Here is a 20,751-nt window from a genome sequence, read left to right as displayed (position 1 = left end):
AATAACCAAAATGCTCTATCTGTGGATCAAAGCGTTGCATATCGTCAGTGTCGTCTGCTGGTTCGCCGGGCTGTTCTACCTGCCGCGATTGTTCGTTTATCACGCGCAAAGCGAAGACACGATCAGCAAGGAGCGCTTCAGCGTCATGGAGCGCAAGTTGTATCGCGGCATCATGGGCCCGGCGATGATCGCCACCCTGATCTTTGGCGGCTGGCTGATTTACCTCAACCCGACGATCTTCACTCAGGGCGGCTGGATCCACGCCAAGCTGACCCTGGTCGTGTTGCTGATCGGTTACCACCACATGTGTGGCGCGCAGGTCAAACGCTTCGCCCGTGGCGAAAACACCCGCAGTCATGTCTTTTATCGCTGGTTCAATGAAGTGCCGGTTCTGTTATTGCTGGCTATCGTCATTCTGGTCGTGGTCCGGCCGTTCTAGTTTCGATAACTACATCATTTCGGGGTACTCCAATGTCGCTGCCCGTTTTGCTCGAACAACGTCTGCGTCTGCCTGTGGTGGCTGCGCCGATGTTCCTGATATCCAACCCGCAACTGGTACTCGCCTGCTGTCGCAATGGCGTTGTGGGTAGCTTTCCCGCGTTGAACCAGCGCGAAAGCAGTGGTTTCAAGGCCTGGCTGGAAGAGATCGAGGCAGGACTGGCCGCACTGGAAAACCCCGCGCCGTATGCGGTGAACCTGATCGTGCACAACAGCAACCCACGCTTGCAGGCTGACCTGGAGATCTGCGTCGAGCACAAAGTGCCGATCGTGATCACCAGCCTCGGTGCGGTGAAGGAGTTGGTCGACGCAGTGCATAGCTATGGCGGCCTGGTATTCCACGACGTGACGACACGCCGGCATGCCGAGAAAGCCGCCGAAGCCGGGGTCGATGGTTTGATTGCGGTCGCAGCTGGCGCTGGCGGGCATGCCGGGACCTGGAGCCCGTTTGCGCTGATCGCCGAGATCCGCCAGTTCTTCGACAAGACGCTGCTGCTTGCAGGATGTTTGAACCACGGCCATGAGATTCTCGCTGCTCAGTTGCTCGGTGCGGATTTGGCCTACTTCGGTACGCGATTTATCGGCACCAGCGAAAGTCATGCGCCTGACGCATACAAGCAGATGCTGCTGACAGCCAAGGCCGCGGACATCATCCATACTCCAGCGGTGTCAGGAGTACCGGCCAGTTTCATACGCCAAAGCCTGGAAGCCGCCGGTTTCGATATGGCCGCCCTGCAAGGTAAAGGCGAGGTGAATTTCGGCGACAAGCTCAAGCCGATCAGCGACGAAGCCAAAGCCTGGAAAACCGTGTGGTCGGCCGGTCAGGGTGTGGGACAAATCGATGACTTGCCGACAGTCGATCAATTGATCGCACGACTGGACGCCGAGTACCGCCAGGCGCAAATTCGCGCAGCACAGCTACCGAGCCGCTGGCCACGTTGAGGAAAAAACCGGCCAGCGCCGATGGACTGGCCTTACACTGCTGACCTTTCCAACAACTCGCGACAAGGATGCCTCGACCATGAGCGAACCCCGTTACAAGATCGTCTTCGACGGCGCTCTGCAGCCCGGTGTCGATCTCACCACCGCCAAACTCAATCTGGCGGACCTGTTCAAAAGCGATGTTGCCGGCATTGAGCGTCTGTTCAATGGCCGCACCGTCACCCTCAAGCGGGATCTGTCGCACAGTGATGCGCAGACCTATCTGCAGCCGCTGAACAAGACCGGCATCGATGCGCGAATCGAAAGCGAAACCGTCATCGACCTGAACCTTTCTGATGTCCACGAGCAATCCGCAGCCATGGCGGAACCCGACTCCCCTTACGCACCGCCGCGCGCCAGCGTCGGCGAAAATATGCCGGCGTTCGCCACGCTCAAGCCGTTCAGCGTCGAAGGACGAATAGGCCGCCTGCGTTTTCTGGCCTGGACGATGGTCCTGAGCCTGGTGACGCTGCCGATTGTCGGCGTGTTTGCCCTGATGGCTCTGGGGCTGGTCACTGGCGACTCCACCACCGGCCTGATCATTGGCGGGATCCTCGCTTTCTTCCTGTTCGTCGCATTCCTGATCGTCAGTATCCTGTTCAGCGTCCAGCGTCTGCATGACATCGGCTGGTCGGGCTGGCTCTGGCTGCTGAATCTCGTTCCGTTCGTGGGCAGCTTCTTTCCGCTGGTGATCATGGTCGTGCCGGGCAACGCCGGTGCCAACCGTTACGGTCCACCGCCGCCGCCCAACAGCACCGCCGTCAAAGTCCTGTGTTCGCTGTGGATCGTGTTCTTCGCACTGATTTTCGTCGGCGGGATGCTGGGTGGCATTTCGGCCATTCAGCAGGAATACGAAAGCAACGTCGAAAGCAGTTATGACAGTGGTTCGGTGACCACCGATGAAATAGACGTGGAGGTCGAACCGCCCGTGATTTCCAGCGACGATGCAGCCGAAGCGGCGCAGCCCCCTGTAGACTCTGCGCAAGAATGAACAGCGCTCCCCGCCGTGACACCCGCGTCGCTGGCGCGGAGCTGTTGCGATGGAGAATTGCATGACCCGTTACGCTCTGATCACTGGCGCGTCCAGCGGCATCGGCCTGGCCATGGCCGAAGCACTGGCCCGCCGCGGCCGCAGCCTGATTCTGGTGGCTCGACAGCGTGATCAGCTGGAAAGTATTGCCCTGGAACTGACCCAACGCTTCGGCGTCGAAGTGCTGTTTCGCGCCTGCGACCTGGGCGAACCGCTGCGCCTGTCCGGTTTCCTGCTGGAACTGGAAGAAGGCGACCGACAGATCGATTTGCTGGTGAACTGCGCCGGCATCGGCACCTGCGGCCCGTTTCTCGCGCAGGACTGGATGACTGAGCAGGATCTGATCGAGGTGAACATCCTCGCCCTCACCCGCCTCTGCCACGCCATCGGCAACAGCATGGCGCTGCAGGGTGGCGGGCAGATCCTCAATGTAGCCTCGGTGGCGGCTTTCAGCCCCGGTCCGTGGATGAGCACTTACTACGCAAGCAAGGCTTACGTCCTGAACTTCTCCGAAGCCTTGCGCGTTGAACTCAAACAAAGCGCGGTGAAGGTTTCGGTGCTCTGCCCTGGCCCGACACGCACGGCATTTTTCCGGACGGCACAGCTCAACAGCGAAAAACTCGATGAACGCGCAAAGCTGATGAGCCCCGAGGAAGTTGCGCTGTACACCGTGCGCGCCCTGGAAAAGAACCGCGCGATCATCATTCCGGGACGGCGTAACCGCTGGCTGGCCTTTTTGCCCAGGTTCGGCTCGCGCTGGCTCAACCGGACCATCGTCGGCATGGTCAACAAAGCCTATTGCCCGCGCTGAAAATTCCGAATTCAACGCGGTACACTCGACTCAGCCCCTATAACGGAGAAACAGCAGTGGATACTCTGTTCACCAAGATCATCAACCGGGAGATTCCGGCGAAGATCATTTACGAGGACGACCAGGTTCTGGCGTTCCACGACATCGCCCCGCAGGCACCTGTGCATTTCCTGGTGATCCCGAAGAAACCGGTGCGCACCCTCAACGACCTGACCGAAGACGACAAGGCACTGGCCGGGCACATTCTGTTCACCGCGCAACGCCTGGCGCTGGAGCTGGGCTGCGAGGAAGGTTTCCGCGTAGTGATGAACTGCAATGAACTCGGTGGGCAGACTGTCTATCACATTCATATGCATGTACTCGGTCAGCGCCAGATGAACTGGCCGCCGGGCTGATCCACGGCAAAACCTGCTCGCGAAGACGTCGGCATATCCAGCACAACAGTGCCTGACCCAACACATTCGCAAGCAGGCTCGCTCCCACATAAGCCTGCTCGCGCGACCAATGACCCAACGCAAACCTTCGCCGGCTGATTCGGTTAAACTGGCCGTCGAGATTTTTCCCGGAGGTCAGCATGACTACCCAACGTCACTACTCGCCGATTGACCGTCTTCTGCTGCAAGCCGATGCCGCGATGCGGACTTTGCTGCCCTTCAGCGGTCAGCCATACCGTCCGTCACCCGCCATCCTGCAGCCGGACACGCAAATGAGCGACGAAGACACCCGCCACGTCGCCGGCCTGATGCGCATCAACCATACCGGCGAAGTCTGCGCTCAGGCGTTGTACCAAGGGCAGGCGCTCACCGCCAAACTGCCACAGGTGCGCGAGGCCATGGAGCATGCGGCCGAAGAAGAGATCGATCATCTGGTCTGGTGCGAACAGCGCATTCATCAGTTGGGCAGCCATACCAGCGTGCTGAATCCGTTGTTCTATGGCATGTCGTTCGGGATCGGTGCAGTGGCCGGGCTGATCAGCGACAAGGTCAGCCTCGGTTTTGTCGCGGCGACCGAGCATCAGGTGTGCAAGCATCTGAATGAACACCTCGAGCAACTGCCGGCCGAGGATGAGAAATCCCGGGCGATTCTGGAGCAGATGCGCATCGACGAAGAACATCATGCGGAGAGTGCACTGGATGCAGGTGGTTTTCGCTTTCCGGCGCCGGTGAAGTTCGGGATGAGTATTTTGGCCAAGGTGATGACCAAGAGTACTTATCGGATTTGATCGTTGTGGTGACTGGAAGGTCCTCATCGCTGGCGAGCCAGCTCCCACAGGGTTCTGCATCCCGGCAATAAAAAAGGCGACTGCCGTGAGGGAGTCGCCTTTTTTGTGCCCGGAATCTTACGCAGGCATGTTGCGTGCGTAGAAGATCTCGAGCATTTCGTGTTTCACCCGGTCGGTCACTTGAGCACGCTGCTCGGGGGACAGATTGCTGGTGGCGTCGCCGAACAGGTAGTTGTCCAGTTCGAAGTTCTTCAGCAGCATCTTGGTGTGGAACAGGTTTTCCTGATACACGTTCACGTCGGTCATCTGGTACGCGTCGCGAGTGTCTTCGGACAAGTAGTTCTGGATCGAGTTGATCTCGTGATCGATGAAGTGCTTGTTGCCTTCAACGTCACGGGTGAAACCGCGCACACGGTAATCCACGGTCACGATGTCCGAATCGAACTGGTGAATGAGGAAATTGAGCGCTTTAAGCGGTGAAATGACACCACAGGTCGACACGTCGATGTCCACACGGAAAGTTGCAATACCGTCGTCCGGATGAATCTCCGGATAGGTGTGCACCGTGATGTGACTCTTGTCGAGGTGGGCCAGGATAATTTCGGGCAACGGGCCCGGCGATTCTTCGATCTGACTGTCAGTCGGGGTCACCGGCTCTTCAGAAATCAGAATCGTGACGCTGGCGCCCTGAGGTTCGTAGTCCTGACTGGCAATGTTCAGGATGTTGGCACCAATGATCTCGACAACTTCTGTGAGAATCTGCGTCAGGCGTTTCGCGTTGTACTCTTGATTGATGTACTCGACGTACGCCTGCTGGTCTTGCGGGGTCTCCGCGTAGCAGATGTCATAGATGTTGAAGCTCAAGGTCTTTGTCAGGTTATTGAACCCGTGGAGCTTGAGTTTGCTTTTCACCGTTAAAAACTCTCTATGTATGCGGCCCGGCCGCGTGATCAAGCATGCCCGTCAAGTGCGAACGACGCACCTGCGTAGGACGGTTAACACCTCTTCGCGATGGCGATTTTGGTTGTCTGTTCAGGCGGATGATCCGTCGGCTGACCGATCACTGCCCTGAAAAAAGTGGCGCATTATGCAGACGTCAGCGGGGGATCGCCAGAGTCTGCACTGCTTTTATGATAGTTGAATGTCGGTTCAGCCGAGTTCGACGATTTCGTAATCGTGGGTAATCGCCACGCCAGCCGCGCCGAGCATGATCGAGGCCGAGCAATACTTCTCGGCGGACAGCTCGATGGCACGTTTGACCTGGGCTTCTTTCAGGCCACGTCCCTTGACGACGAAATGCATGTGGATCCTGGTGAAGACCTTGGGATCTTCGGTGGCGCGCTCGGCTTCCAGGAACGCTTCGCAGCTTTCAACCGCCTGCCGCGATTTCTTGAGGATGCTGACCACGTCGAAGTTGCTGCAACCGCCGACGCCCAGCAGGAGCATTTCCATTGGCCGAACACCCAGATTACGGCCACCGGCGTCCGGCGGACCGTCCATCACCACGACATGACCGCTGCCGGATTCACCGAGGAACATGGCTTCGCCAGCCCATTGGATGCGTGCCTTCATCGCCCAGACTCCACTGTAAAAAAAGGGTCGCCAGCTTAGCACAGCGATTTACCCCGACAGGAACGACGTCCTAGGACGTGTACCTCGGGACTGTAGGTAATTTCTCGAATTTGCGACGAAGTGTCTGTTAAGCTGGCGCCAATTCGCTGGCGCCCATGTCAGCCCGTGTCGTCAGCTGTTGCAGCGACCCTCTTCAGCGCCTCATAAAAAAACCAAACATCACCGTGCAGTCTTTTCGGGATACAACCATGGTTGCTATTACCCCCACATCCAGAATCAAGAATCTCGACAAGTTGTTGATGCATTGTCAGCGCCGTCGCCATGCAGCCAAGAGCAATATCATCTGTGCCGGCGACCGCTCGGACACGCTGTATTTCATCATCAAGGGCTCGGTGACGATTCTGATCGAGGATGATGACGGCCGCGAAATGATCATCGCGTACCTCAACGCCGGGGATTTCTTTGGTGAGCTGGGTCTGTTCGAACAGGCCGGCCAGGAGCAGGAGCGCAGCGCCTGGGTACGGGCCAAGGTCGAATGCGAAACAGCGGAAATCAGCTACGCCAAGTTTCGCGAGTTGTCCCAGCAGGACCCGGACATTCTTTACGTACTCAGCGGACAAATCGCACAACGCCTGCGCAATACCACGCGCAAGGTCGGCGATCTGGCGTTCTTCGACGTCACCGGTCGCGTGGCCCGCTGCCTGCTCGAGCTGTGCAAGCAACCGGACGCCATGACCCACCCGGACGGCATGCAGATCAAGGTGACGCGTCAGGAAATCGGGCGGATTGTCGGTTGTTCGCGGGAGATGGTCGGCCGCGTGCTCAAGGACCTGGAAGAACGCAACCTGGTCGATGTGAAAGGCAAGACCATGGTGGTCTTCGGTACGCGCTGAATCCTGAAAATCAGGTGCTGTAGATCTGCGCCAGCATCAGACGAAACAGTTCATCGAGACGCGCCAAAGCCTGTGGCGCGTTGAATTTCTCATGCAGGGCGATGTGGCTTTGCGCTCGTACCCGTTGCTCCAGGCCGCAGGCCTCGTTGAAGCGATTGACCGCTGCAACCATCGATTCACGTTCGTCATCCATCAACATCGCACCGTGCACCAGCCCGACCGGACGCTGGCCGCCCTGACTCTGGCGCCAGCGCTGCGCGGTGCCGACCATTTTGCGTCCGTCCAGATTGACGTTGAAGCGTCCGTCGCAGAACGCACCGTCAATCTCGCCCAGCGAGGACGTGCCGCCCAACTCATCGAGCAACTGACAGATCGGATCGCACAAACGTCGGTAACCGGTTTCGATACGATTGAGATCGCCCTCGCTGCGCGGCGGCGCGTAAACCAGCGCGATGTTGATCGTCGCGGCAGATTGCGGGACCGGCTCGCCGCCGGTTTCGCGCAGCAGCACCGGCCAACCGGCCACAGCGGAAACTTCGCAAGCGTGGTCGAAACCCGGTAAGCGGTTGAGGCGGCGCGGCATGACCAGTGCACGGTCGCTGGGTTGCCAGAACAGCAGACCAAACTCCGCATCGCCGGCGCAGACCGAGGCCAACAGATCCTGCTCGGCTTGCAGGCCGGCTTCGATGGTCAGGGGGGTTGGCAGCATGCAGGACTCCGGCAGATTAGACATCTTTAGCGGATTTTAAGGCCTCATCGCGAGCAGGCTCACTCCTACAGGGGAACGCGTTTCAAATGTAGGAGTGAGCCTGCTCGCGATGGCGTCGAATCAGTCGAGGGTCGAACCGCTGACTACCGGACCGCCACGCTCCGGGAAGAACAGCCGCTGCAGCTCGGTGCCCGGACTTTCCGCACGCATGAACGCTTCGCCAACCAGAAACGCGTACACGTCGCTGATTTCCATCAGCTCGACATCAGCACGGTTGAGGATGCCGCTCTCGGTGATCACCAGGCGATCACGGGGAATGCGCGGCAGCAGATCCAGCGTGGTTTCCAGGCTGACATCGAAGGTGTGCAGATTGCGGTTGTTGACCCCGATCAGCGGCGTATCGAGTGTCTTCAAGGCGCGTTCGAGCTCATCGCCGTCGTGCACTTCTACCAGCACATCGAGGCCGACGCTTTTAGCCACCGCAGCCAGTTCGGCCATCTTCACGTCATCCAGTGCGGAGACGATCAGCAGCACGCAGTCCGCGCCCAGTGCGCGGGCTTCGACGATCTGATACGGGTCGATCATGAAATCCTTGCGGATCACAGGCAGTTTGCACGCGGCACGGGCCTGTTGCAGATAGGCATCGGCGCCCTGGAAATAGTCGATGTCGGTCAGCACCGACAGGCAGGTCGCGCCGCCCTTCTCGTAGCTTCTGGCGATGTCGGCGGGAACGAAGTCTTCGCGGATCACGCCTTTGCTCGGCGAAGCCTTTTTGATCTCGGCAATCACCGCCGGCTGCTTTTTCTTCGCCTGCGTCAGCAACGCGTGAGCGAAACCACGGGGTGCATCGGCCGCCTTGGCCAGATTTTCCAGCTCGCCGAGGCTGACGCGGGCGCTACGCTCGGCCACTTCCTCGACCTTACGGGCGAGAATCTTTTCCAGAACCGTCGGTACACTCATCCTTCATTCTCCACTTTGAATACCGCGGTAAAGGCACCCAGCTCCTCGAGTTTCTCCCGAGCGAGGCCGGTGTGCAAAGCGTCGTGCGCAAGCTCCACGCCCTGTTTCAAACTGTTGGCCAGGTCGGCGGCGTACAACGCAGCACCGGCATTGAGCACGATCATCTCGGCGGCTTTCTGGCCGTTTTCGGTTTTGCGCTTGCCGAGGGCATCACGGATCAGCGCCAGCGATGCTTCCGGGCCTTCGACCGACAGGCCGTGCAGGCTCTGGCTCTTCATGCCGAGATCTTCCGGCTCGACCCAGTATTCAGTGATTTCGTTGTTCTTCAGTTCGGCGACAAACGTCGGCGCGGCGAGACTGAACTCGTCCAGCCCATCCTTCGAGTGCACCACCAGCACGTGCTTGCTGCCCAGACGCTGCAAGACTTCAGCCAATGGCCGGCACAGTGCCTGGGTGAACACGCCCACCACCTGATGTTTCACACCGGCCGGATTCGTAAGCGGGCCGAGCATGTTGAACAGCGTGCGCAGGCCGAGATCGCGGCGCGGGCCGGCGGCGTATTTCATCGCTTTGTGGTGGGTCTGGGCAAACATGAAACCGATGCCGACATTGTCGATGCAGCGCGCCACTTGTACCGGCGTCAGGTTCAGATAGATGCCGGCGGCTTCGAGCAGGTCGGCGCTGCCGCTCTTGCCCGAGACGGCGCGGTTGCCGTGCTTGGCCACGGTGCAACCGGCTGCCGCGACAACGAAGGAAGACGCGGTCGACACGTTGAAGATGTTCGCGCCGTCACCACCGGTGCCGACCACATCGACCACGCCGTCGAGGGTCTTGAGTTCAACCTGATCGGCAAGCTCGCGCATGACCGACACGGCGCCGACGATCTCGTCGATGCTCTCGCTTTTCATGCGCATGGCCATCATGAATGCGCCGATCTGCGCATCGCTGCATTGGCCGGTCATGATTTCGCGCATCACATCGCGCATTTCATCGGTGCTGAGGTCGAGGTGATCGACGATACGGCTCAGGGCTGTCTTGATATTCATGCAAAGTCCTTAGCGCATGCCGCCGGTTTGTTTGAGGAAGTTGGCGAACAGTTCATGGCCCTGTTCGGTGAGGATCGACTCGGGGTGAAACTGTACGCCTTCGATGTTCAGGGTCTTGTGACGCAGGCCCATGATTTCGTCGACCGAACCGTCATCGTGTTGTGTCCACGCGGTCAGCTCCAGACAATCGGGCAGGCTTTCGTGCTTGACGATCAGCGAATGGTAGCGGGTGACGGTCAGCGGATGGTTGAGACCGTTGAATACGCCCTTGTCCTCGTGGAATACCGGGCTAGTCTTACCGTGCATCACTTGCCGTGCCCGCACCACATCGCCGCCGAACGCTTGACCGATGGACTGGTGGCCAAGGCAGACCCCGAGAATCGGCAGCTTGCCGGCGAAGTGCTTGATCGCATCGATGGAAATGCCGGCTTCGGTCGGCGTGCAGGGGCCGGGGGACACCACGATGCGCTCAGGGTTGAGCGCTTCGATTTCGGCGATGGTCAGTTCGTCGTTGCGCACCACTTTGACCTCGGCACCCAGCTCGCCGAGGTATTGCACAACGTTGTAAGTAAAGGAGTCGTAGTTGTCGATCATCAGCAACATGGCGTGTCGAACCTCTTGAATTCTGATTTGAAAACAGCCTTCAGAACACTTGCCCGCAGGGCGCTGCACTATGTCGGACGCAATCAGGTGCGTCGGCACAGCGGCATTTCAGACAGGCAAGGAAGGCAAAGCGATACAGATCCGGCGGGGCCGGCAGAAAAGATTCAGGCGCGCCAACGCCAGCGGGCGTGTGCCTTGATGACTTGATCCAGAAGTTTGCTGGTGATCAACACGGGGAAGGTCTCGTTCATGCGTTCCGGCACAGTAACTTAGCTGGGCAGAGCGTGCAATATGGCGGGGCCTGCGGGAGTTAAAACGGGGAGACGATTCGCGACCGATGGCAAAACGCCGGGAGTTTTTGGTACTGTCGTTTCGTTCACCTAAAACAATAAATAAACGGACTTGCTCATGATCAGACAGACGTTGTTTGTACCGCTGGCCGGATGCCTGCTTGCACTGGCCTGTGCTCAGGCGAATGCAGCGCCAAACCCTTATTCCAGCTTCATCGTATTTGGCGACAGCCTCAACGATGCCGGTACCTTCGCCGACGCTGGCGGCCCGGCAGGCTCGACCGAGCGTTATACCAACCGCACCGGGCCGGTCTATCAGGACGGCAGCGGTGAAGTGTATTCACTGAATTCCACCCAACTGCTCGGCGCACGCCTGGGCTTCAGTGCCGACCAGACAGCGTCTTCCAGCTCGGCCGTACGTGCTGAAAATGGTCAGGCGGACGGCAACAACTGGGCGGTCGGCGGTTATCGCACCGACCAGATTCTCGATTCGATCACCGGCCAGTCGGCCACCGGCGAACGCACGCGCCCCGGTTATCTGCCATCGAACGGCTTTCGCGCCGACCCGAATGCGCTCTATTACGTTTCCGGTGGCGGTAACGACTTTTTGCAGGGCCGCGTTCTCAGCCTGCCCCAGGCCAACGCCGCCGCTGATCGGCTGGCCGATAGTGTGCAAACCCTGCAAACCGCCGGCGCCAAATACGTGATGGTCTGGCTCCTGCCCGACGTCGGCCTGACGCCGGCACTCAACGGTACACCGCTACAAGCGTTCAGCAGCACCCTCGCCAACCAGTTCAACAGCCAGTTGGTGACACGCCTGCAAGGCATCAACGCCGAAGTCATTCCGCTGAACATTCCGGTACTGCTCTCGGAAGTCTTCGCCGATCCGGGGCGCTTCGGTCTGGCGACTGACCAGAACCTGACCGCCACCTGTTTCAGCGGCGGCGGCTGCCCTGAGAACGCCCGTTACGGCATCAACAGCGCTACGCCAGATCCAACCAAACTGATCTACAACGACGGCGTACACCCGACCGAGTCCGGGCAGAAACTGATCGCCGACTACGCCTACTCGCTGTTGGCCGCGCCCTGGGAGCTGACCCTGCTGCCGGAAATGGCCCACTCCACCGTACGCGCGCATCAGGATGAACTGCGCAGCCAATGGCAGGCCGATTGGGAAAACTGGCAAGCGGTAGGCCAATGGCGGGCGATTGTCTCGGCGGGCGGGCAACATCTGGACGTCGACAGCCAAAGCAGCGGCGCCAGCGCCGATGGCAGCGGCTACAACCTCAACGTCGGTGGCAGCTATCGCTTGAATGACGCCTGGCGCGTTGGCGTGGCGGCGGGTTTGTATCGACAGAACCTGGAGGCCGGGCATAACGATTCGGACTACAAACTCAACAGCTACATGGCCACGGCATTTGCCCAGTTCCAGCAGAATCGCTGGTGGGCCGACGCGGCGTTGACCGGCGGCAAACTTGACTACGACAACCTCAAGCGCAAGTTCGACCTGGGCGTCAGCGAAGGCGCCGAGAAAGGCGATACCGATGGCAGCCTGTGGGCGTTCAGCACCCGCGTCGGTTACGACATTGCCCAGCCGGGCAGCGAATGGCACTTGTCGCCCTTCGTCAGCGCCGACTACGCCAGCGTCGATGTCGACGGCTACTCAGAGAAAAGCAACCGTGCCACGGCGCTGACCTTCGACGATCAGAGCCGCGATTCGAAACGCCTCGGGCTCGGCTTGCAGGGCAAATACAACATCACCGCGCAGACTCAGGTATTCGGCGAGTACGCCCACGAGCGCGAGTACGAAGATGACGTGCAGAAAGTCAATATCGCGCTCAACACCCTGCCGGCGAATGACTTCACCCTGGAAGGCTACACGCCGGCCAGCCACTTGAACCGTTTGAGCCTGGGCGTCAGCCACAAGCTCACCGCGGATCTGGCGCTGCGCGGCGGGTACACGTTCCGCAAGGATGATGACTTCAAGCAGCAGGGGTTGAATGTCGGGGTGGTGCTGGACTTCTGATTTGCAGATACAAAAAAAGCGGCGCCCTCACAGGCGCCGCTTTTTTAATGCCTCAACACAAAACAATTGTAGGAGTGAGCCTGCTCGCGATTGAGGTGGTTCAGCCAACTGATGGTTGAATGTTATTGCGCTATCGCGAGCAGGCGAAGGCCTACAGGGGAGCTATCTCAATCCGGGGTCTGTTCGGCCAGCGCCACGGCGCGGAACATCGCGCGGCGTTTGTTCAGGGTTTCTTCCCATTCCAGCGCCGGCACCGAGTCGGCGACGATGCCGCCACCCGCCTGTACGTGCAGTTCGCCGTTCTTGATCACCGCGGTGCGGATGGCGATCGCGGTGTCCATGTTGCCGTTCCAGGCGAAGTAGCCGACTGCACCGCCGTACACGCCACGCTTGACCGGCTCAAGTTCGTCGATGATTTCCATCGCGCGGATCTTCGGCGCGCCCGACAAGGTGCCCGCCGGCAGAATCGCCCGCAGTGCGTCCATCGCGGTCAGCCCGGCTTTCAACTGGCCGGTGACGTTGGAGACGATGTGCATCACGTTCGAATAACGCTCGATGACCATTTTCTCGGTGAGTTTCACCGAGCCGATCTCGGAGACTCGCCCGGTATCGTTGCGGCCCAGGTCGATCAGCATCAGGTGCTCGGCGATTTCCTTGTCGTCGGAGAGCAGATCCTGCTCCAGTGCCACATCGGCTTCTTCCGTGGCGCCGCGTGGGCGCGTGCCGGCGATCGGGCGCACGGTGATCAGGTTGTCTTCAACGCGCACCAGCACTTCCGGCGAACTGCCGACGACATGGAAGTCGCCGAAGTTGAAGAAGTACATGTACGGCGTCGGGTTGAAGCAACGCAGGGCGCGGTACAGATCGATCGGCGCAGCCTTGAAATCGATCGACATGCGCTGCGACGGCACCACCTGCATGCAGTCGCCGGCAAGGATGTATTCCTTGATGGTGTCGACGGCTTTTTCGTAATCGTTCTGGGTGAAGCTCGAGCGGAATAGCGGATCTGCCGACTGCTGTTTGCTGAAATCCAGGCCACGACGCGGCGTGATCGGCTGGCGCAGTTGCTCGAGCAACTCCTGCAAACGCGCCTGACCCTGTTCGAAGGCATCGGCCTGCGCCGGGTCGGCCAGCACGATCGCATGCATCTTGCTGGCGAGGTTGTCGAACACCACAACGGCATCGGAAACCATCAACAGAATGTCCGGCACGCCCAGCGGATCGGGATTCGGGCATTTGCCCAGACGTTTTTCGACATAACGCACGCAGTCGTAACCGAAGTAACCGACCAGACCACCGTTGAAACGCGGCAGGCCGGCAATGCTCGGCACGTTGTAGCGCGCCTTGAAGGTTTCGACGAAGGCCAATGGATCTTCAACGTCGTGGCTTTCGGTTTCGACGCCGTCAACGGTGATGCTGACATGATGCTCATGCACGCGCAGAACGGTGCGGCACGGCAGGCCGATCATTGAATAACGGCCCCATTTCTCGCCGCCCTGTACCGATTCGAGCAGGTAGGTATTGGGCTGGTCGGCCAGTTTCAGGTAGATCGACAGCGGGGTGTCGAAGTCGGCCAGGGTTTCGCAGGCCAGCGGAATGCGGTTGTAGCCGTCAGCGGCCAAGCGCAGGAATTCTTCGCGGATCATGAGGTGCCTCGTGGTGTGAGGGGCAATCGGTCAGGTATGCAAACGCGCCGGCAGGCCGGCCAGGAACAAGTCAGGCGCGCCAACGCCAGCGGGCCAGGGCCTTGATGACTTTCATCCAGAGTTTGCGAGTGACCACCACGATGGCGTTTCCAGAACGGGATTGAGCAGCGTCGGGCAACGTTATCTCAGCGGCCGTACCGAGGCAACCGGGAATTAGCTCGCGCAGATTGTCGATCACCAGCGCCGGCGATTCCTCGGCGATCGGCCGGCCATGGTTGTAGCCGTAACTCAGCGCGACACACTTGACCCCCGCCGCTTTCGCCGCCAGCACGTCGCTGCGCGAGTCGCCGACGAACAACGATTGCGAAGCGGGAATATTGGCCATCTTCATCACAAAGAACAGCGCCGCCGGATCGGGCTTCTGCTGCGGCAAGGTATCGCCGCCAATGATCCATTTGAAGTAGCGACCGATCTTCATCTGATCCAGCAGCGGCGCGACGAAGCGCTCCGGCTTGTTGGTGATCAGCGCCATGGCCACGCCTTGCTTGTCCAGCCACTTCAAGGTGTCGCGCACACCGGGATAGACCACGGTCAGCTCATGGCTGGCGCCGTAGGCCTGCATGAAAATTTCCAGCGCGCGTTCGGCCTCGGCATTATCCACCGCCGAATGATCGATACCGCCGGCCAGCGCGCGACGCACCAGCACCGGCGCGCCGTTGCCGACCCACTGGCGCACCGCGTCGATCCCCGCAGGCTCGCGACCGAGGGTGAGCAGCATGTTGTCCACCGCCGCCGCCAGGTCGGGAACCGAGTCGATCAGCGTGCCATCCAGATCGAACATCACCAGCCGTGGCAGTTTCCCCGGAAACAGCTGCTCGAACCCGCTCATGGGCGGGCCAGCGCCAGTTCGGAGCGCATCTTGTCGATGACTTCCTGATAGTTCGGTGCATTGAAGATCGCCGAGCCGGCAACGAAGGTATCGGCGCCAGCCGCGGCGATTTCACGGATGTTGTTGACGTTGACGCCGCCGTCGATTTCCAGACGGATATCACGCCCCGAGGCATCGATGATCGCCCGCGCTTCGCGCAGTTTGTCGAGGGTGCCGGGAATGAACTTCTGCCCGCCGAAGCCTGGGTTGACGCTCATCAGCAAGACCATGTCGACCTTGTCGATCACGTACTTGAGCACGTCCAGTGGGGTCGCCGGGTTGAACACCAGACCGGATTTGCAGCCGCCTTCGCGGATCAGTTGCAGCGAGCGATCGACGTGCAACGTGGCTTCCGGGTGGAAAGTGATGTAGGTGGCGCCGGCTTCGATGAAGTCGCCAACGATGCGATCCACCGGGCTGACCATCAAGTGTGCGTCAATCGGCGCGGTCACGCCGTACTTGCGCAGAGCCGCGCAGACCATCGGGCCGATGGTCAGGTTCGGCACGTAATGGTTGTCCATGACGTCGAAGTGGACGAAGTCGGCGCCAGCGGCGAGAACGTTGTCCACTTCCTCGCCGAGGCGGGCGAAGTCGGCGGAGAGGATCGACGGAGCAATTACGAAGGGCTGCATGACGCACCTGTGCTGAGCTAAATCACGATGGCGCGCATTGTATACCTCAAGTTTGTGCGCACGCACCGTGACCGCGATGATTGGGTTGTGCCATGACGCCGGTTCGGCAGCGCCTCAGTAGGCCGCGCGGTAGATCTTCTCGATGTCCGCGGCGCTGAGCTCGCGCGGGTTGTTACGCATCAGCCGTTCGATGCCCGCGGCCTCCACGGCCATCGCCGGGATCGCCGCTTCCGGCACGCCGAAACTGCGCAACCCGGCCGGAATTTCCACCGCCGCGCACAAGTCGGCCATCGCCTGCACGGCTTTGTCCGCCGCTTCGGCCGCGCTCAGATGCGTGGTATTCAGCCCCATGGCTTCAGCGATATCCTGCATCCGTTCGACGCAGGCCATCTTGTTCCAGGTCATCACATAGGGCAGCAGCAAGGCGTTGCTCACGCCATGGGCGATGTTGAAGCGCCCGCCCAGCGGATACGCCAGCGCATGCACTGCGCCGACGCCGGCATTGCCGAACGCCATGCCGGCCATGAGGCTGGCGGTGGCCATGTCTTCGCGGGCTTGCAGGTTGGCGCCGTTGGCGTAGGCCTTGGGCAAAGCGCTGGCGATCAGCTTGATGGCGCCGATGGCCAGGGAATCGGTGATCGGCGAGGCATGCACCGACAGATAGGATTCGATGGCGTGCACCAGCGCATCGACACCGCTGGCGGCGGTGACGCTGCGTGGACAGGTCAGGGTCATCTGCGGGCTGACCAGCGCTACGTCCGGTAATAGATAGTCGCTGACGATACCTTTCTTCAGTTGCGCGACCTTGTCGGACAGAATCGCCACGTTAGTCACCTCGGAACCGGTGCCGGCGGTGGTCGGGATGGCGATCAGCGGCGGGCCTTTGCGCGGCACTTGGTCGACGCCGAACAGATCTTCCAGCGCGCCGTGGTAACCGGCATAGGCGGCAACACTCTTGGCGATGTCGATGGCACTGCCGCCACCGAGCCCGATCAAGCCGTCATGCCCGCCCTCGCGGTAGGCGCGCATGCAGTCTTCGACGATGGCGATTTCAGGGTCGGGCAGAACGCGGTCGAAGATCTCGTAGTCACGCCCGCCAAGTTGCGCCAACGCCAGCTCGACGGTACCGGACTGGACCAGCGCGGCATCGGTCACGATCAGTGGATTATCGACATCGAGGCGGGCGAGTTCGGCGGCCAGTTGTTCGATGGCTGCGGCACCGGTGATCAGTTTGTGAGCGATTTTGAACTGGGAAAGATTCATTGGGCGCAGCCTCTTATGGATAGGGGAGCTGGGCACAAGATTAGCTGGGGATTTGGGGTTGTCTGTGATTCAGGTGGTGAATGGTTGATCGGTTAAAAGATCAAGAGCCCCTCACCCTAGCCCTCCCGAAACGTCGGACCGCCCCGAGGGAGAGGGGACTGACCGCGGTGGATGTTGGAGGTACGCCGACTTGCGATACCGAGTCGAACTCGGATTTTCAAGAGATCGGCTCCCTTTCCCCCTCGCCCCCTTGGGGAGAGGGCTGGGGTGAGGGGGTAGCTTTTGATCTGGTCGTTAAACCTGGGCGGTACGCAGCTTCTCGCCGCGGCCCCGTAGCCATTCCAGCGTCAGCAGCAAGATCACCGAGAACGCAATCAGCAACGTCGCCGCCGCCGCAATCGTCGGACTCAGGTTCTCGCGAATCCCGCTGAACATCTGCCGCGGCAACGTTGCCTGCTCGGGCCCGGCGAGAAACAGCGTCACCACCACCTCGTCAAACGATGTCGCGAAGGCGAACAGCGCCCCGGAAATCACCCCCGGCGCAATTAGCGGCAAGGTCACCCGGCGGAATGCAGTCAGTGGCGAAGCACCGAGGCTCGCGGCGGCGCGCACCAGATTGTGATTGAAACCCTGCAAGGTCGCCGACACCGTGATGATCACGAACGGCACACCGAGCACCGCGTGCACGACGATCAGCGAGAAGAAGCTGTTGCCCAGCCCCAGCGGTGCGAAAAACAGGTAACTCGCGACACCGATGATCACCACCGGCACCACCATCGGCGAAATCACCAAGGCCATCACCAGCGACTTGCCAGGGAAATCGCCGCGCGTCAGGCCGATCGCCGCCAGCGTACCGAAGATCATCGCCAGCACCGTCGCGGCCGGGGCGACGATGATGCTGTTCTTCAGTGCGCGCATCCATTCCGCCGAAGCGAAAAAGTCGTGGTACCACTGCAGTGAGAAGCCTTGCAGCGGGTAGACCAGGAAACTGCCCGAGTTGAACGACAGCGGCACGATCACCAGCACCGGCAGGATCAGGAACAGCAGGATCAGGCCGCAGAGAATCCGCAGGCTGTAGAACCACACCCGTTCGATGGGCGACATGTAAGGACTGAGCATTTCGAATTCCCCTTAGCTCAAGCGCAGGCGACTGGCGCCGACCAGCCAGCTGTAGATCAGATAAAGCACCACGGTCGCCAGCAAGAGCAGCCCGCCGAGCGCGGTGGCCATGCCCCAGTTGATGCTGGTGTTGGTGTAGAACGCGACGAAGTAACTGACCATTTGATCGTTCGGGCTGCCGAGCAGCGCCGGGGTGATGTAGTAGCCGATGGCGAGAATGAACACCAACAGGCAGCCGGCGCCGACACCGGCGTAGGTCTGCGGGAAGTACACCCGCCAGAAACTGGCGAACGGGTGACAGCCGAGGGAAATCGCCGCGCGCATGTAAGTCGGCGAGATGCCTTTCATCACGCTGTAGATCGGCAAAATCATGAACGGCAGCAGAATGTGCACCATCGAGATGTATACGCCGGTGCGGTTGAACACCAGTTCCAGCGGCTTGTCGATGATGCCCATGGCCAGCAGCGCACTGTTGATCAGGCCGCCCGATTGCAGGAGCACGATCCACGCCGCGACACGCACCAGAATCGAGGTCCAGAACGGCAGCAACACCAGAATCATCAGCAGGTTGCTTTGCCGCGAAGGCAGATTCGCCAGCAGGTAGGCCAATGGATAAGCGAGCAGCAGGCAGATCACCGTGATGACCAGCCCCATCCAGAAGGTGCGAGCAAAAATATCGAGGTAGATCGCCTGATCCGGGGTCGCCGGGGCCAGTTCGCCGAGGTCGTCGATACGGTGGTCGACTGCCGCCAGCAAGTAATACGGGGTGATGCTACTGGTGTTGCGTTTGACCGCTTGCCAGTAGGCCGGATCGCCCCAACGCTCATCGAGGCCTTCGAGGGCTTCTTTATACGAGGCCGGTTCGCTGGCGAATGGCAGCGCCCGGGCGGTTTTGGTCAGCAGGCTGCGATAGCCGGCCAACTCCATGTTCAAGCGCTTGGACAGATCGCCCAGCGTCTGGTTTTTGCGCGCCTCGGCGAGGTCTTCGCTGGCGGCTTTGTACACCGGTTCGGCGGGCAGGCCGCGGCCGTCCCAGGCGGCGATGGCCGTTACGGTGCGCGGCATGCCGCCGACCACTTCAGGGTTGCCGACGCTTTTGTAGAGCAGCGCCACGATCGGCACCAGAAACACCAGCAACAGAAACAGCACCAGCGGCGCAATCAGCGCCTGGGCTTTCCAGCGGTTGACCCGCTCGGCGCGCTTGAGCTTCTGCTTCAAGGTGGGGCTGGCGCCCTCGTTCAGGGGAACGGCGATGGCCATGACGTACTCCGCAAATCTTTGATCGTTACAGAGGTGGCGAGCCACCTCGAACTTTTGCCAGTGATCGTTCCCACGCTCTGCGTGGGAATGAATCCAGTGACGCTCTGCGTCACACAGGGACGCGGAGCATCCCGGGCGGCATTCCCACGCAGAGCGTGGGAACGATCATCCGGAAAGCCATCGGTCCCTATGTGCGGTTATTTGGCCGCCCAGGAATTGAAGCGCTGTTCCAGTTGCTCGCCGTTGTCAGCCCAGAAGCTGACGTCGATCTGCACCTGGTTGGCGATGTTTTCCGGGGTGGTCGGCATGTCCTTCAGAACATCCTTGGCCAGCAGCGGTACGGCTTGAGTGTTGGCCGGGCCGTAGGCGATGTTTTCCGAGTAGGTCTTCTGCTGCTGCGGCTGCACCGAGTAGGCGATGAATTTCTTCGCCGCTTCGGCACGCTTGGCGTCCAGGCCTTTCGGGATGGCCCACGCGTCGAAGTCGTAGATGCCGCCGTTCCACACCACTTTCAGGTTGGATTCTTTCTGCACCGCAGCGATGCGACCGTTGTAGGCCGAGCTCATCACCACGTCACCGGAGGCGAGGTACTGCGGCGGTTGCGCGCCGGCTTCCCACCACTGAATGCTTGGTTTCAGCTCATCAAGCTTTTTGAAGGCGCGATCCTGACCGCCCTTGCTCGCCAGCTCTTTGTAGACGTCTTTCGGCGCCACGCCGTCGGCCATCAAGGCGAATTCGAGGGTGTACTTGGCGCCTTTGCGCAGGCCACGCTTGCCGGGGAATTTCTTCGTGTCCCAGAAATCCGCCCAGCTGGTGGGTGCGGTTTTCAGCTTGTCAGCGTTGTATGCCAGGACGGTTGACCAAACGAAGAAGCCCACGCCGCATGGCTGGATCGCGCCTTTGACGTAGTCTTCGGTCTTGCCGAACAGCGCCGGATCGAGTTGCTCGAACATGTCTTCATCGCAACCACGGGACAGCTCTGGCGACTCCACTTCGACCAGGTCCCACGACACGCTCTTGGTGTCGACCATGGCTTTGACCTTGGCCATTTCGCCGTTGTACTCACCAGCGACGATCTTGCCGTTGCCCGCCGCTTCCCACGGTGCATAGAAGGCTTTGACTTGCGCCGCCTTGTTCGCCCCGCCAAACGACACCACGGTCAAATCCGGGCCGGCGGCCATTGCGCCGGTCGCACCCATCAGGCCCAGGGTCAGGGCGGTGAACTTCAGGGATCTCAACATTTATTGTTCTCTCCACGTGCA

Annotated in this window: 21 protein-coding genes; 8 read left to right on the top strand and 13 right to left on the bottom strand. The window is 60.3% G+C overall.

Annotated elements, in window-relative coordinates:
* Positions 1-10: 10 nt before the first annotated feature.
* The 6 genes from hemJ (at position 11) to coq7 (ending at position 4,542) form a co-directional block, all read left to right on the top strand.
* On the top strand, positions 11-439 hold the full coding sequence (gene hemJ, locus J3P93_RS03135; protein WP_434595056.1) for a protoporphyrinogen oxidase HemJ: 429 nt from the start codon (positions 11-13) through the stop codon (positions 437-439).
* 32 nt (positions 440-471) lie between these two features.
* Positions 472-1,440, top strand: a complete 969-nt coding sequence (locus tag J3P93_RS03130) for an NAD(P)H-dependent flavin oxidoreductase (RefSeq protein ID WP_434595054.1) — start codon at positions 472-474, stop codon at positions 1,438-1,440.
* Between the two features lie 79 nt (positions 1,441-1,519).
* Positions 1,520-2,470, top strand: coding sequence for a DUF805 domain-containing protein (locus J3P93_RS03125; RefSeq protein WP_434595053.1), 951 nt, complete (start codon positions 1,520-1,522; stop codon positions 2,468-2,470).
* A 61-nt stretch (positions 2,471-2,531) separates the two neighbouring features.
* Positions 2,532-3,320, top strand: a complete 789-nt coding sequence (locus J3P93_RS03120; protein WP_434595051.1) for an SDR family NAD(P)-dependent oxidoreductase — start codon at positions 2,532-2,534, stop codon at positions 3,318-3,320.
* Positions 3,321-3,376: 56 nt separating this feature from the next.
* Positions 3,377-3,715 (top strand): histidine triad nucleotide-binding protein, encoded by a 339-nt coding sequence (locus J3P93_RS03115; RefSeq protein ID WP_017128660.1) that lies wholly within the window; start codon positions 3,377-3,379, stop codon positions 3,713-3,715.
* A 179-nt stretch (positions 3,716-3,894) separates the two neighbouring features.
* Complete coding sequence (coq7, locus tag J3P93_RS03110) at positions 3,895-4,542, top strand: 2-polyprenyl-3-methyl-6-methoxy-1,4-benzoquinone monooxygenase (RefSeq protein WP_434595050.1); 648 nt, start codon at positions 3,895-3,897, stop codon at positions 4,540-4,542.
* Between the two features lie 117 nt (positions 4,543-4,659).
* On the opposite strand, the gene speD is transcribed toward coq7, so the two are convergent.
* Together speD and J3P93_RS03100 are read right to left on the bottom strand one after the other, a co-directional pair.
* Positions 4,660-5,454: an adenosylmethionine decarboxylase gene (gene speD / locus J3P93_RS03105; protein ID WP_090286802.1), complete on the bottom strand. Its 795-nt coding sequence runs from the start codon at positions 5,452-5,454 to the stop codon at positions 4,660-4,662.
* A 237-nt stretch (positions 5,455-5,691) separates the two neighbouring features.
* Positions 5,692-6,114 carry an OsmC family protein gene (locus J3P93_RS03100; RefSeq protein WP_186620984.1) on the bottom strand — a complete coding sequence of 141 codons (423 nt, stop codon included), beginning with the start codon at positions 6,112-6,114 and terminating at the stop codon, positions 5,692-5,694.
* 248 nt (positions 6,115-6,362) lie between these two features.
* Here J3P93_RS03100 and crp point away from each other — a divergent pair, with 248 nt between their 5' ends.
* Complete coding sequence (gene crp, locus J3P93_RS03095) at positions 6,363-7,007, top strand: cAMP-activated global transcriptional regulator CRP (protein WP_093097824.1); 645 nt, start codon at positions 6,363-6,365, stop codon at positions 7,005-7,007.
* 10 nt (positions 7,008-7,017) lie between these two features.
* Here crp and J3P93_RS03090 read toward each other — a convergent pair whose 3' ends face one another.
* The 4 genes from J3P93_RS03090 to J3P93_RS03075 form a co-directional block, all read right to left on the bottom strand.
* Complete coding sequence (locus J3P93_RS03090; RefSeq protein ID WP_434595048.1) at positions 7,018-7,716, bottom strand: lipoate--protein ligase family protein; 699 nt, start codon at positions 7,714-7,716, stop codon at positions 7,018-7,020.
* A gap of 120 nt (positions 7,717-7,836) precedes the next feature.
* Complete coding sequence (gene trpC, locus J3P93_RS03085; RefSeq protein ID WP_434595046.1) at positions 7,837-8,676, bottom strand: indole-3-glycerol phosphate synthase TrpC; 840 nt, start codon at positions 8,674-8,676, stop codon at positions 7,837-7,839.
* The gene (gene trpD / locus J3P93_RS03080; RefSeq protein WP_206414596.1) at positions 8,673-9,722 is read right to left on the bottom strand and encodes an anthranilate phosphoribosyltransferase; all 1,050 of its coding nucleotides are present in this window, start codon (positions 9,720-9,722) and stop codon (positions 8,673-8,675) included. The genes trpC and trpD overlap by 4 nt, the downstream gene beginning before the upstream one ends.
* 9 nt (positions 9,723-9,731) lie before the next feature.
* Positions 9,732-10,325, bottom strand: coding sequence for an aminodeoxychorismate/anthranilate synthase component II (locus tag J3P93_RS03075; protein WP_090286811.1), 594 nt, complete (start codon positions 10,323-10,325; stop codon positions 9,732-9,734).
* A 408-nt stretch (positions 10,326-10,733) separates the two neighbouring features.
* On the opposite strand from J3P93_RS03075, the gene estP reads away from it, so the two are divergent.
* Entirely contained in the window at positions 10,734-12,641 is a 1,908-nt protein-coding gene (estP, locus tag J3P93_RS03070; RefSeq protein WP_434595045.1) for an esterase EstP, read from the top strand.
* Between the two features lie 167 nt (positions 12,642-12,808).
* On the opposite strand, the gene trpE is transcribed toward estP, so the two are convergent.
* The 7 genes from trpE to J3P93_RS03035 all read right to left on the bottom strand — a co-directional run bounded on the left by trpE (position 12,809) and on the right by J3P93_RS03035 (position 20,730).
* Entirely contained in the window at positions 12,809-14,287 is a 1,479-nt protein-coding gene (trpE, locus tag J3P93_RS03065; RefSeq protein WP_434595044.1) for an anthranilate synthase component I, read from the bottom strand.
* A gap of 70 nt (positions 14,288-14,357) precedes the next feature.
* Complete coding sequence (locus J3P93_RS03060; RefSeq protein ID WP_434595042.1) at positions 14,358-15,176, bottom strand: phosphoglycolate phosphatase; 819 nt, start codon at positions 15,174-15,176, stop codon at positions 14,358-14,360.
* Entirely contained in the window at positions 15,173-15,847 is a 675-nt protein-coding gene (gene rpe / locus J3P93_RS03055) for a ribulose-phosphate 3-epimerase (protein WP_007918813.1), read from the bottom strand. Before rpe ends, J3P93_RS03060 begins: the two co-directional genes overlap by 4 nt.
* 114 nt (positions 15,848-15,961) lie before the next feature.
* A complete protein-coding gene (locus tag J3P93_RS03050; protein ID WP_434595040.1) occupies positions 15,962-17,110 on the bottom strand; it encodes an iron-containing alcohol dehydrogenase in 1,149 nt (382 codons plus the stop codon).
* 294 nt (positions 17,111-17,404) lie between these two features.
* Entirely contained in the window at positions 17,405-18,229 is an 825-nt protein-coding gene (locus tag J3P93_RS03045; RefSeq protein WP_090286821.1) for an ABC transporter permease, read from the bottom strand.
* A 12-nt stretch (positions 18,230-18,241) separates the two neighbouring features.
* The gene (locus tag J3P93_RS03040) at positions 18,242-19,489 is read right to left on the bottom strand and encodes an ABC transporter permease (RefSeq protein ID WP_203419715.1); all 1,248 of its coding nucleotides are present in this window, start codon (positions 19,487-19,489) and stop codon (positions 18,242-18,244) included.
* 197 nt (positions 19,490-19,686) lie between these two features.
* On the bottom strand, positions 19,687-20,730 hold the full coding sequence (locus J3P93_RS03035) for an ABC transporter substrate-binding protein (RefSeq protein WP_090286825.1): 1,044 nt from the start codon (positions 20,728-20,730) through the stop codon (positions 19,687-19,689).
* Between the last annotated feature and the right edge of the window lie 21 nt (positions 20,731-20,751).

This window comes from Pseudomonas sp. R3-57 (genome assembly GCF_051132065.1).
Taxonomy (GTDB): domain Bacteria; phylum Pseudomonadota; class Gammaproteobacteria; order Pseudomonadales; family Pseudomonadaceae; genus Aquipseudomonas.
This window is presented reverse-complemented; position numbering and strand designations above follow the sequence as displayed.

Coding starts and splice junctions, on each gene's coding strand:
- hemJ (WP_434595056.1), top strand. CDS start 11: ATGCTCTATCTGTGGATCAAAGCGTTGCATATCGTCAGTGTCGTCTGC.
- J3P93_RS03130 (WP_434595054.1), top strand. CDS start 472: ATGTCGCTGCCCGTTTTGCTCGAACAACGTCTGCGTCTGCCTGTGGTG.
- J3P93_RS03125 (WP_434595053.1), top strand. CDS start 1,520: ATGAGCGAACCCCGTTACAAGATCGTCTTCGACGGCGCTCTGCAGCCC.
- J3P93_RS03120 (WP_434595051.1), top strand. CDS start 2,532: ATGACCCGTTACGCTCTGATCACTGGCGCGTCCAGCGGCATCGGCCTG.
- coq7 (WP_434595050.1), top strand. CDS start 3,895: ATGACTACCCAACGTCACTACTCGCCGATTGACCGTCTTCTGCTGCAA.
- J3P93_RS03100 (WP_186620984.1), bottom strand. CDS start 6,114: ATGAAGGCACGCATCCAATGGGCTGGCGAAGCCATGTTCCTCGGTGAA.
- crp (WP_093097824.1), top strand. CDS start 6,363: ATGGTTGCTATTACCCCCACATCCAGAATCAAGAATCTCGACAAGTTG.
- J3P93_RS03090 (WP_434595048.1), bottom strand. CDS start 7,716: ATGCTGCCAACCCCCCTGACCATCGAAGCCGGCCTGCAAGCCGAGCAG.
- trpC (WP_434595046.1), bottom strand. CDS start 8,676: ATGAGTGTACCGACGGTTCTGGAAAAGATTCTCGCCCGTAAGGTCGAG.
- trpD (WP_206414596.1), bottom strand. CDS start 9,722: ATGAATATCAAGACAGCCCTGAGCCGTATCGTCGATCACCTCGACCTC.
- J3P93_RS03075 (WP_090286811.1), bottom strand. CDS start 10,325: ATGTTGCTGATGATCGACAACTACGACTCCTTTACTTACAACGTTGTG.
- estP (WP_434595045.1), top strand. CDS start 10,734: ATGATCAGACAGACGTTGTTTGTACCGCTGGCCGGATGCCTGCTTGCA.
- trpE (WP_434595044.1), bottom strand. CDS start 14,287: ATGATCCGCGAAGAATTCCTGCGCTTGGCCGCTGACGGCTACAACCGC.
- J3P93_RS03060 (WP_434595042.1), bottom strand. CDS start 15,176: ATGAGCGGGTTCGAGCAGCTGTTTCCGGGGAAACTGCCACGGCTGGTG.
- rpe (WP_007918813.1), bottom strand. CDS start 15,847: ATGCAGCCCTTCGTAATTGCTCCGTCGATCCTCTCCGCCGACTTCGCC.
- J3P93_RS03050 (WP_434595040.1), bottom strand. CDS start 17,110: ATGAATCTTTCCCAGTTCAAAATCGCTCACAAACTGATCACCGGTGCC.
- J3P93_RS03045 (WP_090286821.1), bottom strand. CDS start 18,229: ATGCTCAGTCCTTACATGTCGCCCATCGAACGGGTGTGGTTCTACAGC.
- J3P93_RS03040 (WP_203419715.1), bottom strand. CDS start 19,489: ATGGCCATCGCCGTTCCCCTGAACGAGGGCGCCAGCCCCACCTTGAAG.
- J3P93_RS03035 (WP_090286825.1), bottom strand. CDS start 20,730: ATGTTGAGATCCCTGAAGTTCACCGCCCTGACCCTGGGCCTGATGGGT.